Origin of the sequence: Sphingobium sufflavum, from assembly GCF_021403115.1 — a bacterium.
GTDB classification, from domain to species: domain Bacteria; phylum Pseudomonadota; class Alphaproteobacteria; order Sphingomonadales; family Sphingomonadaceae; genus Sphingobium; species Sphingobium sufflavum.
Genome location: NZ_JAJSSH010000004.1, coordinates 204,048 through 217,780, shown reverse-complemented (window position 1 = coordinate 217,780; position 13,733 = coordinate 204,048). Strand labels below are relative to the sequence as shown.

16 protein-coding genes are annotated in these 13,733 nt (G+C 63.0%); 12 read left to right on the top strand and 4 right to left on the bottom strand.

Features of this window, described 5'->3' with window-relative positions; genetic code table 11:
- The first annotated feature begins 113 nt into the window (after positions 1–113).
- Complete coding sequence (locus LWE61_RS08670) at positions 114–1,016, top strand: LysR family transcriptional regulator (RefSeq protein ID WP_234149658.1); 903 nt, start codon at positions 114–116, stop codon at positions 1,014–1,016.
- Here the strand turns inward: LWE61_RS08670 and LWE61_RS08665 are convergent.
- The gene (locus tag LWE61_RS08665) at positions 1,013–2,443 is read right to left on the bottom strand and encodes a phospholipase D-like domain-containing protein (protein WP_234149657.1); all 1,431 of its coding nucleotides are present in this window, start codon (positions 2,441–2,443) and stop codon (positions 1,013–1,015) included. The genes LWE61_RS08670 and LWE61_RS08665 overlap by 4 nt on opposite strands.
- A 331-nt stretch (positions 2,444–2,774) precedes the next feature.
- Here LWE61_RS08665 and LWE61_RS08660 point away from each other — a divergent pair, with 331 nt between their 5' ends.
- From LWE61_RS08660 to pal, 9 genes are all read left to right on the top strand, one after another.
- Positions 2,775–3,239 carry a hypothetical protein gene (locus LWE61_RS08660; RefSeq protein WP_234149656.1) on the top strand — a complete coding sequence of 155 codons (465 nt, stop codon included), beginning with the start codon at positions 2,775–2,777 and terminating at the stop codon, positions 3,237–3,239.
- Positions 3,236–3,637 carry a hypothetical protein gene (locus LWE61_RS08655; protein WP_234149655.1) on the top strand — a complete coding sequence of 134 codons (402 nt, stop codon included), beginning with the start codon at positions 3,236–3,238 and terminating at the stop codon, positions 3,635–3,637. The genes LWE61_RS08660 and LWE61_RS08655 overlap by 4 nt, the downstream gene beginning before the upstream one ends.
- Complete coding sequence (locus LWE61_RS08650) at positions 3,638–4,000, top strand: hypothetical protein (RefSeq protein WP_234149654.1); 363 nt, start codon at positions 3,638–3,640, stop codon at positions 3,998–4,000.
- A 237-nt stretch (positions 4,001–4,237) separates the two neighbouring features.
- Entirely contained in the window at positions 4,238–4,705 is a 468-nt protein-coding gene (locus LWE61_RS08645; protein ID WP_234149653.1) for a YbgC/FadM family acyl-CoA thioesterase, read from the top strand.
- On the top strand, positions 4,702–5,403 hold the full coding sequence (gene tolQ, locus LWE61_RS08640) for a protein TolQ (protein ID WP_234149652.1): 702 nt from the start codon (positions 4,702–4,704) through the stop codon (positions 5,401–5,403). The genes LWE61_RS08645 and tolQ overlap by 4 nt, the downstream gene beginning before the upstream one ends.
- On the top strand, positions 5,400–5,894 hold the full coding sequence (locus LWE61_RS08635; protein WP_407696214.1) for an ExbD/TolR family protein: 495 nt from the start codon (positions 5,400–5,402) through the stop codon (positions 5,892–5,894). Before tolQ ends, LWE61_RS08635 begins: the two co-directional genes overlap by 4 nt.
- A 570-nt stretch (positions 5,895–6,464) precedes the next feature.
- Positions 6,465–6,947, top strand: a complete 483-nt coding sequence (locus LWE61_RS20790; RefSeq protein WP_326490625.1) for a hypothetical protein — start codon at positions 6,465–6,467, stop codon at positions 6,945–6,947.
- A gap of 1 nt (position 6,948) precedes the next feature.
- Positions 6,949–8,334 (top strand): Tol-Pal system beta propeller repeat protein TolB, encoded by a 1,386-nt coding sequence (tolB, locus tag LWE61_RS08625; RefSeq protein ID WP_234149649.1) that lies wholly within the window; start codon positions 6,949–6,951, stop codon positions 8,332–8,334.
- A gap of 95 nt (positions 8,335–8,429) precedes the next feature.
- Positions 8,430–8,933, top strand: a complete 504-nt coding sequence (pal, locus tag LWE61_RS08620) for a peptidoglycan-associated lipoprotein Pal (RefSeq protein ID WP_234149740.1) — start codon at positions 8,430–8,432, stop codon at positions 8,931–8,933.
- 161 nt (positions 8,934–9,094) lie between these two features.
- Here the strand turns inward: pal and ruvB are convergent, their stop codons facing one another.
- Complete coding sequence (gene ruvB / locus LWE61_RS08615) at positions 9,095–10,111, bottom strand: Holliday junction branch migration DNA helicase RuvB (RefSeq protein ID WP_234149648.1); 1,017 nt, start codon at positions 10,109–10,111, stop codon at positions 9,095–9,097.
- Positions 10,112–10,260: 149 nt separating this feature from the next.
- On the opposite strand from ruvB, the gene LWE61_RS08610 reads away from it, so the two are divergent.
- Positions 10,261–11,361 carry an NADH:flavin oxidoreductase/NADH oxidase gene (locus LWE61_RS08610; protein WP_234149647.1) on the top strand — a complete coding sequence of 367 codons (1,101 nt, stop codon included), beginning with the start codon at positions 10,261–10,263 and terminating at the stop codon, positions 11,359–11,361.
- A 17-nt stretch (positions 11,362–11,378) separates the two neighbouring features.
- Here the strand turns inward: LWE61_RS08610 and ruvA are convergent, their stop codons facing one another.
- Positions 11,379–11,984, bottom strand: coding sequence for a Holliday junction branch migration protein RuvA (gene ruvA / locus LWE61_RS08605; RefSeq protein ID WP_234149646.1), 606 nt, complete (start codon positions 11,982–11,984; stop codon positions 11,379–11,381).
- Between the two features lie 165 nt (positions 11,985–12,149).
- Here ruvA and LWE61_RS08600 point away from each other — a divergent pair, with 165 nt between their 5' ends.
- Positions 12,150–12,488: a DMT family protein gene (locus tag LWE61_RS08600; RefSeq protein WP_234149645.1), complete on the top strand. Its 339-nt coding sequence runs from the start codon at positions 12,150–12,152 to the stop codon at positions 12,486–12,488.
- A gap of 3 nt (positions 12,489–12,491) precedes the next feature.
- Here the strand turns inward: LWE61_RS08600 and LWE61_RS08595 are convergent, their stop codons facing one another.
- Complete coding sequence (locus LWE61_RS08595; protein ID WP_234149644.1) at positions 12,492–13,610, bottom strand: helix-turn-helix transcriptional regulator; 1,119 nt, start codon at positions 13,608–13,610, stop codon at positions 12,492–12,494.
- Positions 13,611–13,733: the final 123 nt, after the last annotated feature.

Genomic DNA, 13,733 nt, shown 5'->3' with positions numbered 1-13,733 from the left:
TCCCGCTCGTCTTATTTGATGGCGCGATGATGCAGGATCATCAGCTATGCTTCCATTTCAATTTTCGGCATGAAGGTATATCGAAATTGGATAGTCTGCAGGAATGAGGTCGGATGGAGATCAGGCGGCTCAGCTATTTTATCCGCATCGCTGAGGATGGTTCGCTGACCAAGGCGGCGGGGATGGTGCGGGTGGCGCAGTCCGCGCTCAGCCGGCAGATGCGCCTGCTGGAGGAGGAACTGGGCGTTGCACTGTTCGACCGGACCGCGCGCGGCATGCGCCTGACCGTAGAGGGCGAGCATCTGCGCGCGTCAGTGGCTGGGCCGTTGCGCGAACTGGAACTGGCGATACAGGGGATCAGGACGGGACGGTCGGGCGCACAGGCCAATCTGGCTTTGGGTTTGCCGCCCAGTCTAGCCGATCTGCTCGCCCGGCCGCTGGCGATGGAACTGCACGCGGCCTTTCCCGATATCCGTTTTCGGCTGGTCGAGGGGCCGACCGGGGGGCTGATCGACTGGCTGGGCCGGGGCATGATCGACTTTGCGATATTGGAGGAAACCTCCCGCAATGACCTGCTGGTTGAACAGAAGCTGTTGTCTCTCCCCTTCACCCTGATCGGAGCAGTTGAGGGGGATGGTCCCGCCGGGGCGACTGTGCAGGCGGTGGAAGCGTTACGCCTGCCCCTGATCGTACCGTCGCACCATCTGGGCGTTCGCGCGGCGATCAACGATGCCGCGTCCCACTGGCAGGCCAGACTGGACGTGCGATTTGAGGCAGACTCGGCACGGCTCATCAAGGATCTGGTGCAGTCGGGCATGGGCTATGCGCTGTTGCCCGACAGCTATGTGGGCCAGGAGGTGAGGCAGGGAAGCCTGCGTGGGTGGCCCGTCGCCGATCCCGCTCTGACGCTCGACATCTTCTTTGCCTCCCGCAAGGCCAGCCAGAGCGCGGGCCGGCAATTCGCCAGCGTGGTCGATTTCATCGCGCGCGCGGTGGAGGATAAACTGCGCTGTTAGCCTTTATGCCACGGCAATCGTCGCAGCAGTCCCTTGCGTGTCGTGGCTTCGAACATTTCCGAAGGGCTTTCGGGGTCCAGCACTTCATTATCCGCCAGCCATTTCTCGACTTCGCTCAGGTCGGGGATTTGATAAGGGCGTAGTGACCGGCCGCTCCCGCGCAAGGCTTCGATTGTCTCTATCAGGGAAGCACGCGCTTCTATCTCCCGCATGATTGTATCGGGTGTCACATCCAGATGCTCCGCGATCAGCCCGTCGCGGATGGCGCGCACCGCTGCCTCCCCTTCATCGCCCGCGTCGATCGTCACGTCACATTCCGTGTCGAGACCCATGGAGCGGTTGTTCATATTGGCCGACCCGATGCGCAGGATGCGCTCGTCCACGATCATCACCTTGGCATGGACATAGATTGGCTCACCGCCCGCCGTGAACGGATGATATATCCGCAGCCGGTCATATTTGTCCCGATGCTTCAACGCCGAGAACAATCGCGCTCGCGCCGTATCCATGGCGACCGGCTCCAGCCACCCCTGTGCGGTCAGCGGGTTGATGATGACGATTTCCGGCCCCTCCACCTCGCCTAGCCGGGCGGCGATGGCCTCCGCTATCTTGCGCGATGCGAAATATTGGCTCTCGGCATAGATATTCCGTTTCGCCCGGCCGATCTGTTCGACGAACAGCGCCTCTATCTCCCGCACTTCCGCGCAATCGGGCATGTCGGGGCGGGTGCGGGCGATGCCCACCTGCACGCCGGTAAAATCCGCCTCCAGCCCCTCCGGCCAGCAGTCGGAAACGCTCGGGACCGGTTCCAGCGGTGTTCCACCCGCGCGTTCCCACCGCTCGCGGCCCAGTTCGCCGAGTGCTGCCGCCACCGGACCCTGCAATGCGCTGGTCGCGTCATGCCAAGGGCCATAGGGCTTGCCATTGGGTTCGATCCGACCTTCGTCGCCATCCCGGTGGCAACGGGTGTCCCAGCGGTCGTTGGTCATGTCGATCCCGCCGCAAAAGGCGAAACAATCGTCGATCACCACGATCTTCTGATGATGCGACCCGCCGGTCGGGTGAAAGCTGTCCAGTTTGGTGTGCATGCGCGGATGGCGCATCCATTTGGCGAGCGTGAAAATGTTCGACCCGCGCACCAGCGTCTTGAGCGCGCCGACGTCCCAGCGCAGCAGATGCACCTCCAGCGTCGGTGTCCGCTCCACCAGCCAGTGGATGAAATCCCCCACGGTCGCGGGTTCGGCAGGATCCAGCGGTTCATGCACCAGCCGGATGCGGGCGTCGAAGTCCCATCCGATCAGCATGATACGGTGGCGCGCCTGCAACATGGCGGTGCGGGCGTGGCGGAAATATTCCTCCGCATCGACGATGACGCTCATCCGCGTCGCCTCCGCGATCCGCCAGAAACTGCCTTCGTCCAACGCCATGCACGCCCCTCTTGGCTCTAATCCAACAGCACTAGGCGGTTGGAACGGGGCTGCATAGGCGGCGCGTAATAATCCGGTCCACCGGGATGCTCCTGTCGGAATCTGTCCGACAACTTGTTTCCATATATTGGACGGTCGGCGCAGGTGTGGTTCGAACTTGCCAGCGTGTTTGATAGGAAAATGCGGATTATCATGAAAATATCATGTAATTATGAGGATAGTCATTAGACCTTAGTCTCGAATCCATAAAACCATAAGGTTTCGTTTAGTAAGGCATACCTAAGATGTCTCTAACACGACAAGTATCAGACTTTGGTCGTAGGAGGTTATCATGGCCAGTTTCCGGCTATCACATGCAAAATATGCCCTCATACCGGCCCTGCTGATGGGAGCGGGCAGTGCCCAGGCCCAGACGGTCAATCTGATCGGTACAGTGGTCAATCTGTGCGTGCTGACCATCTCTACACCCGGCTCGCTCGCCATCTCGTCCAACGGTCTTCAGCTTTCCACGACGAACGGCGGCTTGCCTGCCTCGCTGACCGTGGTTGCGACCGGCTCCAACCCGACCATCTCATTCTCAAGCCCGTCTTTGGTCGGCCCCTCGTCGGGTGGCGCGACGACGGAGGTTGCCTATTCCTCGACCGGTGGAGCCAGCCATGCCTACGACAGCAGCGGGTATGTCTATGCCATGAACCGGTTGCTTGACACCGTCACGATCAATGGTCGGGCTAGCAATTCCAGCGGTTTTCGGTCCGGCGTCTATACGATCAGCGCCACGGCGACCTGTTCGCAATGAAGGCCGATCTGCTTACCGCCGCTTTCGCCATACTGGCGATGACAACGCCAGCCGGCGCAGTAGGCCTTGGTCCGCTGTCCGATGAGGGCGTGATAGACGGCCCGCGCAAGGCGTTCAGTCTGACACTCTACAACCCCTATGAGGAAAGCATGGCGTTTCGCGCCTATGCGGTCGGGATCGACAATGATGACGAGACCCCGCAACTGCGCGTCACCATCCTACCGCCGGAAAACAGGCTCGGTTCGCGCCAGTCGCGCCGCCTGCTGATTATCGCCAACGACCTCCAGCCCGGCGAAACCTATCGTTTCCGCTTGTGCGCGGAACGGGTCAATCCTCCCACCGGAGTTGTCATCAATGCCCGCGTCTGTTCGAAACTTACTGCTCGCCGTCTCGGCTAGTTGTATCGCGCTGATGGTGCCGACGGCGAGCAGCGCGGCACCAGTGGCGTGTACCTGCCTCCCGCACCGTCCGGTTCCGGCGGTGAGGACAGCATCGAGACGAGCGGTGGCACCCGTTGCCGCCAGAGCATGAACAATAATGGCACCTATCTGGATGTCGGCATGACCGGCACGGCTGCCTCGCCCAATCGCAACACCGCCTTCAGCTATGGCGACAATCGCGACCGGGAAGCGATGGCCTATGTCCGCATGACCATCCCGCTGGGGCGCAAGCCGGACCGGATCGACTGTTCGAAGATCTACGAGCTGGAACTCGACAAGTTGCGCCGCGAGGTCGAACTGCTGCGCATGGGTGCGAAATAAGCCCGCAATAGGTTGGTACCGTCAGGGCAGGGGACTTTTTGGTCCCCACCAGCCTCTTCCCCGACGGCCCCGACAGGTGGGGACATGGCCTCTCGCTCTTTTCCCTTGGTGAGAGGATCATGTCCCCATTTCTGTTCCCGGCCCGGGTCGTCCCACCTGGTTCCATCGACCGATAGCCCTGATCCCGCGCCGATTGGGGATTCCCAAGGAGTCTGCGGGTCGCTAGACCCATGGGCGATGGCAGGTGAAACCCTCCCCCTTCCTGCGAACGGCCATTTCCGTGGCGGTTCGCATCATTTTCCCGTCCGTGTCTATTTCGAGGACACGGACCTGTCGGCTGTTGTCTATCACGCCAATTACCTGCGCTTCATGGAGCGGGCGCGGTCGGACATGCTGCGTCAGGCAGGCGTCGACCAGCGCGGCACCCATGCGTCCGGCGGCGGCTATTACGCCATTGCGGACCTGTCCTTGCGCTATCTGCGCCCGGCCAGCCTGGACGACGACCTTGTCATCCTCAGCCGGATGCGGACCATTCGCGCCGCTTCGGTCGTTATCGACCAGAGCATCTGGCGCGGGACGGACCAGTTGACGGACGGATCGGTGACAGCCGCCTTCCTGTCCGCCACGGGTCGTCCGCAACGCCAGCCCGCCAGCTGGATTTCCGCTTATCACCGCCTCGCGTCTGGAGAAGACCCCCGACCATGATCCTTCCCTTCCTCGCCGCCGCCCCGTCCGGTGCCGCCATTTCCCTGTCCCCGGTGGCGCTTTTCCTCCAGGCGGACATCATCGTTAAAGTGGTGATGCTGGGTTTGCTCCTCGCCAGTGTCGTCAGTTGGGCGGTCATCATCGCCATCTGGCTGAAACTGGGCAGCACCAGCCGCGCCAGCCAGAATTATGAGAAGGCCTTCTGGCAGGCGGGCGATATCGAGCAATTCTATCGCAACCGCGGCAAGGAAGACGTGCCCAGCGCGCAGGTGCTCAGCGCCGGCATCCAGGAATGGCAGGCCTCCGCCGCCAAGCGCGTCATCGACGTCGCGGGCACGCGCGACCGCCTGTCCACGGGCATGAGCTCGGCCGTCGCGACGGCCGTCGACCGGATCGCCGACCGTCTCAACATCCTCGCCACCATTGGCAGCGTATCCCCGTTCGTTGGCCTCTTCGGCACCGTCTGGGGCATCATGCGCAGTTTTACCGCGATCGCGGGCGAACAGAATACCAGCCTTGCGGTCGTCGCGCCGGGCATTGCGGAGGCGCTGTTCGCTACCGCCATCGGCCTGTTCGCCGCCATTCCCGCCGTCATCGCCTATAACCGCTTCAGCCATGGCGTGAACCGGCTGGAAGCGCGGCTGATGCGCTTTGCCGACCGGCTGTACACGACCTTCAGCCGGGAGCTGGAGGAATGATCGGGGCACCTCCGTCCCGCCGCCGGGGCGGCCGCCGCGCGCCCATGGCTGAGATCAACGTGACGCCGCTGGTCGATGTCATGCTGGTGTTGCTCATCATCTTCATGGTCACCGCCCCTTTGCTGGTGACGGGCGTGCCCGTCCGCCTGCCGGAAAATCGCGCTGGCGCGCTTGATCAGGACAGCAAGCCCACTGTCCTGTCCATCGACGCATCAGGCGTCGTCTACATGGATGACGAGCCGGTGAATGACGCCGACCTGCCCGACCGCCTCGCCGCGCTCAAGGTACGGATGGCGCCCGACGCCCAGCTCTTCCTGCGCGCGGACGGCGGGTTGGATTATGAGCGGGTGATGCTGGTCATGGGTGAACTCAACCGGGCGGGCCTCGACCGTGTGGCGCTGGTCAGCACGGCGCAAAGCGGTGGCGACGGCAAGAATGTCGTCACACAGGTCGATGGCGGGGTCAGCGCCAGTTCAGAAAGCGCACAATAGGCATATCTGGTGGATCGCAGCGAAAAAATAGGGTTGTCGGCTGCCGGAGCCGGACATGTGCTGCTTCTGGCGCTGTTGTCGTTCAGCCTGTTGGAGCGGCCGAACGTGCCTCCGACAAAGCAGGACACGATCGACGTGAGCCTGGTGGACGATATTGCGCTCACCAGCAGCACCCGTTCGCCCGCTGCCCCGTCCAGCGCGCAGGCCCCGGAGCTCGGCCCGGTGGAGGATGCCGCACCTGCGCCAGATCCGGAACCTGTCGCCAAACCCCAGCCCGCGCCACCCTCGTTGCCCGCGACAAAGGTACAGCCCCAGCAGAAGCCAGAACCAAAATCCGAGCCGAAGCCGGTGCCGAAACCCGTGCCGCAGCCCAAGCCAGCACCCCGTCCGGCAAAGGACGCGCCCGCCAAAAAGCCCGAACCGCGCCCGAGACCGCCCAAGCCTGTCGTGCCGACGCCTGATGTGCGCAAGGCTCCGGCCAAGCCTGCGCCGGCCAAGCCCACATCTGCTAGGCCGACGCCTGCGAAACCCGCGGCGAAGCCATCGGCCACACCGTCCAAATCGACTGCTGTGTCTAAGCCGTCAGCGTCGTCCACGGCCAAGCCGGACAGCAAATCCGCCGCATCGGGCAGCGGCAAGGCGGAGAAGCCTCGCGGTTCGCGCCTCGGTCCCAATTTTCTGGCTGGCGTCGCGGACGATACGCCCGCGCCGCCGACCAAAGCGGCCGCCGCGCCGCTGGGCGAGGCGGAGAAGCGTGCCCTCAACAATGAGATCAGCCGCCAGTTGAAACCACGGTGGAAGGCTCCGACGGGTGCGGATGCCGACCAGCTCGTCACCATTCTGCGCTGGCGTCTCAATGAAGATGGCAGCCTCGCTTCCGGCCCCGAACTGGTCGAGCAGACGGGCAAGACCGACACCAATCGCCCGCAGCAACAATTGCATGTGGAGGCCGCGATTCGCGCCGTGCGGGCTGCCGCGCCCTTTGACCTGCCGCTCCAATATTACAGTAGCTGGAAGAACATCGTTGCCTTCCGGTTCGACAAGAGGCTTTGAGATGACCCGATTGCTCCTCTCCGTCGCGTCCTTCGCACTGACCTTCGCCATTGCGACAGCGTCCGCGCAACAGCCTGCGCCTACCGCTCCACCGGCCAGCGCGTCCGCGCCGCAGGCGGAACAGGGTCTCAGCGGTTCCGTCACCGACGAGACGAACGAGGCCGTCCGCATCGCCATCCCGCCGATGCCGACACAGCAGGACGTCAACACCCCTGCCGGCTCTACGGCGTCCCTCGGCGTACGCATTGCGGAGGTGATTGCGTCGGACCTCAAGAACAGCGGCCTGTTCCAACCCACCGGTCCCAATGGCGTCGGCGCCATCACCATCCCCGAAGTCACCGCACCTGCCTATGACCGCTGGTCCGGCATGGGAGCGGAGGCGTTGGTGCAGGGTTTCATCCGCTCGGCGGGCGGAGACGCTGACATCACGGTCGGCTGCTATCTCTATGATGTGTCGCTGAAAACGGAACAGACCCGCCTTGGCTATGTCGTCCCGTCCCGCGACTGGCGGAGAGCCGCGCACAAGTGCGCCGATGCCATCTATGCCCGGTTGACCGGCGAAAGCCCCTTCTTCGACAGTCGTATCGCCTATATCGCCGAAACCGGCCCCAAGGATAACCGGGTCAAGCGCCTCGCCATCATGGACTCGGACGGCGCCAACCACCGTTTCATCACCAATGGCCAGTCCATTGCGCTGACCCCGCGTTTTTCGCCCGATTACAAGTCCATCGTCTATGTCAGCTATGTCGGTCGCCGCGTCCGCATCTATGCCTATGACATTGGCGCCGGCACGCAAAAACTGGTGACCGAGAGTGAGAATGCGGTTTTCGCCCCGCGTTGGTCGCCCGATGGCCGCACTATCCTCTTTTCCATGGCGTCGGGCGGAACGACCAATATCTACAAGGTATCCGCAGCAGGCGGTGGTACCCCCGTGCGCCTGACCAACACGCCCGGCATCAATGTCGGCGGCAGCTTCTCGCCCGACGGCAGCAAAATCGTGTTCGAGAGCGACCGGTCCGGCAAGCAGCAAATCTATGTGATGAACGTGGACGGCTCCGGCCAGCAGCGTATCAGCTTCGGTGGCGGTTCCTATGCCACGCCCGAATGGTCGCCGCGCGGCGACCTGATCGCCTTCACCAAATTGGGCAGTTTCAATGTTGGCGTCATGACGCCATCCGGCCAGAGCGAGCGCATCCTGACGCATGGCTGGCAGGACGAGGCACCGAGCTGGTCGCCCAACGGCCGCGTTCTGCAATTCTTCCGCACATCGCAGGGCCGGTCCGGCAAGTCTGAAATCTGGCAGGTCGACCTGACCGGCGTTAATGAGCGGCGCATCCCGACGCCCGTCGATGGTTCTGACCCCGCCTGGGGACCGTTGCTGCCTTAAGGGATCACAAGCCGCCCCGAAACCGTTACACAGGGAGAAGGACTATATTCGCCACCTTTTCCCATCGCCCGCAATCAATAAGGAGACGAACGATGATCCGCACCTCCGCGACCCTGATGACCCTCACCGCCGCGCTGGCTCTCGGCGCCTGCGCCAAGAAAGCGCCGCAGGAGTTGCCGCCGCCGCCGGTCGATCAGTCCGCTGGCACGCAGACACCCCCGCCGTCCGGTCCCATTCCCGGTAGCCAGCAGGATTTTGTCGCCACTGTTACCTCCGACACCGTGCATTTCGACACGGATCAGAGCGACGTCCGACCTGAAGATTATGCGATCCTGCAAAGCCAGGCGCGGTGGCTGGCCCGTTATCCGGCCAAGCGGATCAGCATCGAGGGCCATGCGGACGAGCGCGGTACTCGCGACTATAACCTGGCTCTGGGTGAGCGCCGCGCCAATGCCGCGAAAAACTATCTCGCCAGCCTGGGTGTGGACCCGTCGCGCATGTCGACGATCAGCTATGGTAAGGAGCGCCCCATCGCGCTGGGTTCCGATCCGCAAAGCTGGGCGCAGAATCGCCGTGCGGTGACGGTCACGGTGCAATAGGCATCCCGCTAGTCCGGTATTGACGACAAGCAGGCGCTTTTCTCTCTGGATGGCGCCTGTTTTTTGCTCGGTCAGTCGGATGACGGCGAAGGGTGGAGCAGATGTGGCTCGTCGCCATCATCCGTACAGCAATGGTTTTAAACTGGGCAGAGGAATTGCGTTCAGAACAGCCCATCCTGAATATCGTCCGGCGGTACCAGCCCCAGATGCTTCCATCCACCGGCGTTGAGGCAGCGACCGCGCGCGGTGCGGGAAATCAGGCCGATCTGGATCAGATAGGGTTCGATTACTTCCTCGATGGTGTCGCGCGGTTCGGACAGGCCTGCCGCGAGCGTCTCCACCCCGACCGGACCGCCGCGATAAATGTCCGCGATCATGGTGAGGTAGCGTCGGTCCATCGCGTCGAGGCCCAGGGCGTCTACCTCCAGCCGGCGCAGCGCATTGTCGGCGGCTTTCTGGTCAACCACATCATGACCCGCCGCATGAGCGAAGTCGCGTACCCGGCGCAGCAGCCGTCCGGCGATGCGCGGCGTGCCGCGTGACCGTTTGGCGATTTCCCGCGCGCCGTCGGGAGCTATGGGGAGAGAAAGCAGGCTGGCGGCGCGCGTTACGACCAGTTCCAGCTCATCCACCGTATAGAAGATCAGGCGGACAGGGATGCCAAACCGATCGCGCAAGGGGGTGGAGAGCAGGCCCTGCCGCGTCGTCGCGCCGACGAGGGTGAACGGCGGCAGATCGATGCGGACCGAACGGGCGGATGGTCCCTCACCGATCATCAGGTCGAGCGCCCGGTCCTCCATCGCGGGGTAGAGGATTTCCTCCACCGCCGGATTGAGCCGGTGAATTTCGTCCACGAACAGAACATCGCCTTCGTCGAGGTTGGTGAGCAGGGCGGCAAGGTCGCCGGACTTGGCGATGACCGGGCCACTGGTCGCTTTGAAACCAACGCCCATTTCGCGGGCCATGATCTGCGCCAGCGTGGTTTTGCCGAGACCGGGCGGACCGAAGAAAAGGACATGGTCGAGAGCGTCGCCGCGTGCTCGCGCCGCCTGAATGAAGATACGCAGATTCTCGCGTGCCTGCGCCTGCCCAACGAATTCGTCGAGCGATTTGGGACGCAGCGCGGCGTCGACATCCTCCGGTTTGCGTTGGGGAGAGAGAAGAGGGGAGGAGGTCATGGCCTTGCCTTGTTTATGGGGTGCGTTGCCGAAAGCGTTTCTTGCGCACAAACAAGCAGCCTTATGTTGCGATGCGTCATCGCCTTCCTATCTCCGTCCCGTTCCCCCTTCGGCGTCCTGCCGAACCGTTCTGTCGGGAGATTGTCGCCATGCCTGCACCCAAGCTGTTCGAACCGTTGATCGTTGGATCGCATACCCTGCGCAACCGCATCATCATCGCGCCCATGTGCCAATATTCGGCGGTCGATGGCCGGATGACCGACTGGCATGACCAGCATCTGGGCATGCTGGCACAGAGCGGGGCGGGTCTGTTGACCATAGAGGCGACGGCGGTGGTGCCGGAAGGGCGCATCACTTACGCCGACGTGGGACTGTGGAACGATGAGACCGAAGCCGCTATTGCGCGCACGGCGGAATCCGTGCGTCGCTGGTCCGACATGCCGATCGCGATCCAGCTTGCCCATGCGGGGCGCAAGACGTCCACCGACCTGCCGTGGAAGGGCGGCGCGCAAATCGTCCCGGATGGGGAGAATGGCTGGCAGACGGTCTCCGCCTCCGACCTGCCGTTCCAGGGTCATGAAAATGCGCCGCTGGCGCTGGACGCAGCGGGGCTGGTGCGGGTTCGCGATGCTTTTGCGGATGCGGCGCGGCGTGCGGTGCGGATCGGCATCGACGCGATCCAGATCCATGCCGCGCACGGCTATCTGTTGCATCAGTTCCTCTCGCCGCTCTCGAACCGGCGCACGGACGATTATGGTGGATCGCTGGAGAACCGGCTGCGCTTCCCACTGGAGGTTTTCGACGCGGTGAAGGCCGTGGTGCCTGCCGACTATCCCGTCACTGTTCGCGTATCCGCCACCGACTGGCATGAGGGCGGCTGGGACGTCGAACAAACGATTGCCTTTGCCCAGGCGCTGGAGGCGCGCGGCGCGGCGGCCATTCATGTGTCGAGTGGCGGGCTGCACAGCGGACAAAAGATTCCGGTCGGCCCCAATTATCAGGTGCCGCTCGCCCGTGCGGTGAAGCAGGGCGTCGCTATTCCGGTGATCGCCGTCGGCCTGATCACGGACTTTGAGCAGGCAGAGGCGATCGTGGGCACGGGGGATGCGGATGCCATCGCGCTGGCCCGCACTATCCTCTACGATCCGCGCTGGCCCTGGCATGCTGCCGCTCATCTTGGCGCGACGGTTGAGGCGGCGCCGCAATATTTGCGCTGCCAGCCAATCCGCCATCGCGACCTGTTCGGCTAAAGGCGGGGAGCTGCGGTTCACTTCGCCGCCTTGCGCAGGGCGAGGCGGACGAGGGCGTCGAGCGTGGCTGCGTCGCCCAGTTCCGCCTCTGCCGCCGACACTGCGGCGCTGGCCTCGGCAGGTTTGAAACCGAGGTTGCCGAGCGCGCTCATTGCATCCTGCGCGAGGGTGCCGGTGGGCAGCGTGACACTGCCGGCCGCCAGTGCCGTGCCGACCGGTGCGGCGCCGATCTTGTCCTTCAACTCGCGCACGATGCGCTCCGCCAGTTTCGGACCGACGCCATTCGCCCGTGCCACCATCGCCTTGTCCTGCATCGCGACAGCGCGGTGGAGCTCGGCGGTTTCGAGCGCGGAGAGAATCGCCAGCGCGACCCGCGCCCCCACACCCTGCACGCCGGTCAGCAGGCGGAACCAGTCGCGTTCTTCTCCGCTCGCAAATCCGACGAGGCGCATGAAGTCCTCCCCCACCAACATTTCGGTATGGACCATCACCGCCTCCCCCACAGGACCGAGCGCGGAAAGGGTGCGGGACGACATGCCGACCAGATAGCCGACGCCCTGAACCTCTATCACGGCACTATCGATGCCGGTGGAGACCAGCAGGCCTTTAAGATGTGCGATCATGGTATGTTCTTTAGCGGCTCCTGCGGGGAGCGCCAGCCCCCTGCTTGCCAGCCCCCTGCTTGCCAGCCCCCTGCTTGCCAGCCCCCTGCTTGAAGGAGTGGCTGCGGGTGTGTGCGGGTGTGTGCGGGCTGGCGGGAGAAGGGGGAGTCGTGTCATGAGCGGAGCATGCCGACGATCCTACTGCTGCTCCTGTCCAACATCTTCATGACGATTGCCTGGTATTGGCATCTGAAGGGCGGGATGCAGAAACCGATCCTCGCGGTCATCCTCATCAGTTGGGGGATTGCCTTCATCGAATATTGCCTGGCGGTCCCCGCCAACCGCATCGGCTATGCCGGTGGGTGGAGCGCGGGCCAGTTGAAGGTGGCCCAGGAGGCGATCGCGTTGGTCGTCTTCGGCGTGTTCATGGTGACGTTCCTGGGCGAACCGCTGCACTGGCGCCATCTTGCTGCTTTTGGCTGCATCATGGCGGCGGTGGGGTTTCTGTTCTGGGGACGGGGATAGGTTTCAGCCCCGTCCGAAGCCCGCAATCAGCATGCCTAGGTCACTCTGGCGGCGGGTGGAGGTCTTGACGAAAATCCGCTTCAGCTGCGACTTGATCGTTTCTTCGGAGACGTTCCACTGGCGCGCCAGTTCCAGCAGTGTCGCGCCGGACGCAATGCCGCGTGCGACTCGCGCTTCCGCCGGGGTCAGGTCAAACAAGGCAGAGATGACGTCGGCGCCGGGGATCGCATGATTATCCGGGTGAGCCAATATGGCGAAGGACCAGACATTCTGGAACAGGTCGCGCGCGTCGAGCCGTGCGGGGACGAGGTGAAGGATGGCCCGGCCGATCTGGTCTGCGTCGCGTATTGCGACGGATGCGCCGGCGTCCTGTCTTTCCAGCCCGGCCAATGCCTTTCCCAAGCGTGAATCACCCTCGCCATCAATGAGCCGCAATCGCCCCGGCCCATCGCGAAGCAGTTCGTCAAAATGGCGCGCAAAGCCGGAGGTGGCGGCGATTACCTGCCCTGCGCGGCCCAGCAGGGCAATGGACAGCCCGGCCCGTTCGAAGGCGCGTAGCAGGCTTTCGGATTGGGCAGCTTGAATTTGACTGCCGATCATCACGGCTCTGGCAATATGGGGCCGCAGCGCGTTTAGGGCAGGAATTGCGGCGAAGGCGGTTTGAGGATTGGGGAAAACCTCCATGGTGATGACCATGGCATCATGGACGCTGCCCTGTATCACCGTCGCCGCGCCGCTGTCTCCGCCAGACGGTGTCAGAAAGTCCCGATAGACGGGTAGGGTTCTGATTTCGTCCTCCGTGAAGATGTCCCGATCGGTCAGGAAACCGGGGTGTCCCGCTCTTGTAAGCAATCTTCCGATGCGCGGATTATCTCTGTCCCAGCCATCTTCCGCGAAACGGCGTGTTTCTTGTTCGATGGCCGCCGATGAAATGGTTCTGACACCCGATGCATTGCTGTGAATGAAATTTCCACCACGGGCACCGACGAACATTGCAATTTTTTCGAGAACAATTGGCCAGCGATCCGGAAAAGCCGCGGCTTCATAGATGCTGTCCAGAATATCGTCACTGGTCATCGGGATAAGGTCGCAATCTTTTTGAACAGAGTGGGTTTTGAGCATCATAACCTGAATGGGGGATGTGTCGATAATAGGGTCAATCTACGAGGATCAACGCAATATGTTGGGATCGCAAGGCGATTTCATCAGCATTTATCGATAATCAGGGGGATTTATGAAAACCAA

Excerpts from the sequence above, each read along its gene's own strand:
- LWE61_RS08670 (WP_234149658.1), top strand. The coding sequence starts at position 114 with ATGGAGATCAGGCGGCTCAGCTATTTTATCCGCATCGCTGAGGATGGT.
- LWE61_RS08665 (WP_234149657.1), bottom strand. The coding sequence starts at position 2,443 with ATGGCGTTGGACGAAGGCAGTTTCTGGCGGATCGCGGAGGCGACGCGG.
- LWE61_RS08660 (WP_234149656.1), top strand. The coding sequence starts at position 2,775 with ATGGCCAGTTTCCGGCTATCACATGCAAAATATGCCCTCATACCGGCC.
- LWE61_RS08655 (WP_234149655.1), top strand. The coding sequence starts at position 3,236 with ATGAAGGCCGATCTGCTTACCGCCGCTTTCGCCATACTGGCGATGACA.
- LWE61_RS08645 (WP_234149653.1), top strand. The coding sequence starts at position 4,238 with ATGGCAGGTGAAACCCTCCCCCTTCCTGCGAACGGCCATTTCCGTGGC.
- tolQ (WP_234149652.1), top strand. The coding sequence starts at position 4,702 with ATGATCCTTCCCTTCCTCGCCGCCGCCCCGTCCGGTGCCGCCATTTCC.
- LWE61_RS08635 (WP_407696214.1), top strand. The coding sequence starts at position 5,400 with ATGATCGGGGCACCTCCGTCCCGCCGCCGGGGCGGCCGCCGCGCGCCC.
- tolB (WP_234149649.1), top strand. The coding sequence starts at position 6,949 with ATGACCCGATTGCTCCTCTCCGTCGCGTCCTTCGCACTGACCTTCGCC.
- ruvB (WP_234149648.1), bottom strand. The coding sequence starts at position 10,111 with ATGACCTCCTCCCCTCTTCTCTCTCCCCAACGCAAACCGGAGGATGTC.
- LWE61_RS08610 (WP_234149647.1), top strand. The coding sequence starts at position 10,261 with ATGCCTGCACCCAAGCTGTTCGAACCGTTGATCGTTGGATCGCATACC.
- ruvA (WP_234149646.1), bottom strand. The coding sequence starts at position 11,984 with ATGATCGCACATCTTAAAGGCCTGCTGGTCTCCACCGGCATCGATAGT.
- LWE61_RS08600 (WP_234149645.1), top strand. The coding sequence starts at position 12,150 with ATGCCGACGATCCTACTGCTGCTCCTGTCCAACATCTTCATGACGATT.
- LWE61_RS08595 (WP_234149644.1), bottom strand. The coding sequence starts at position 13,610 with ATGCTCAAAACCCACTCTGTTCAAAAAGATTGCGACCTTATCCCGATG.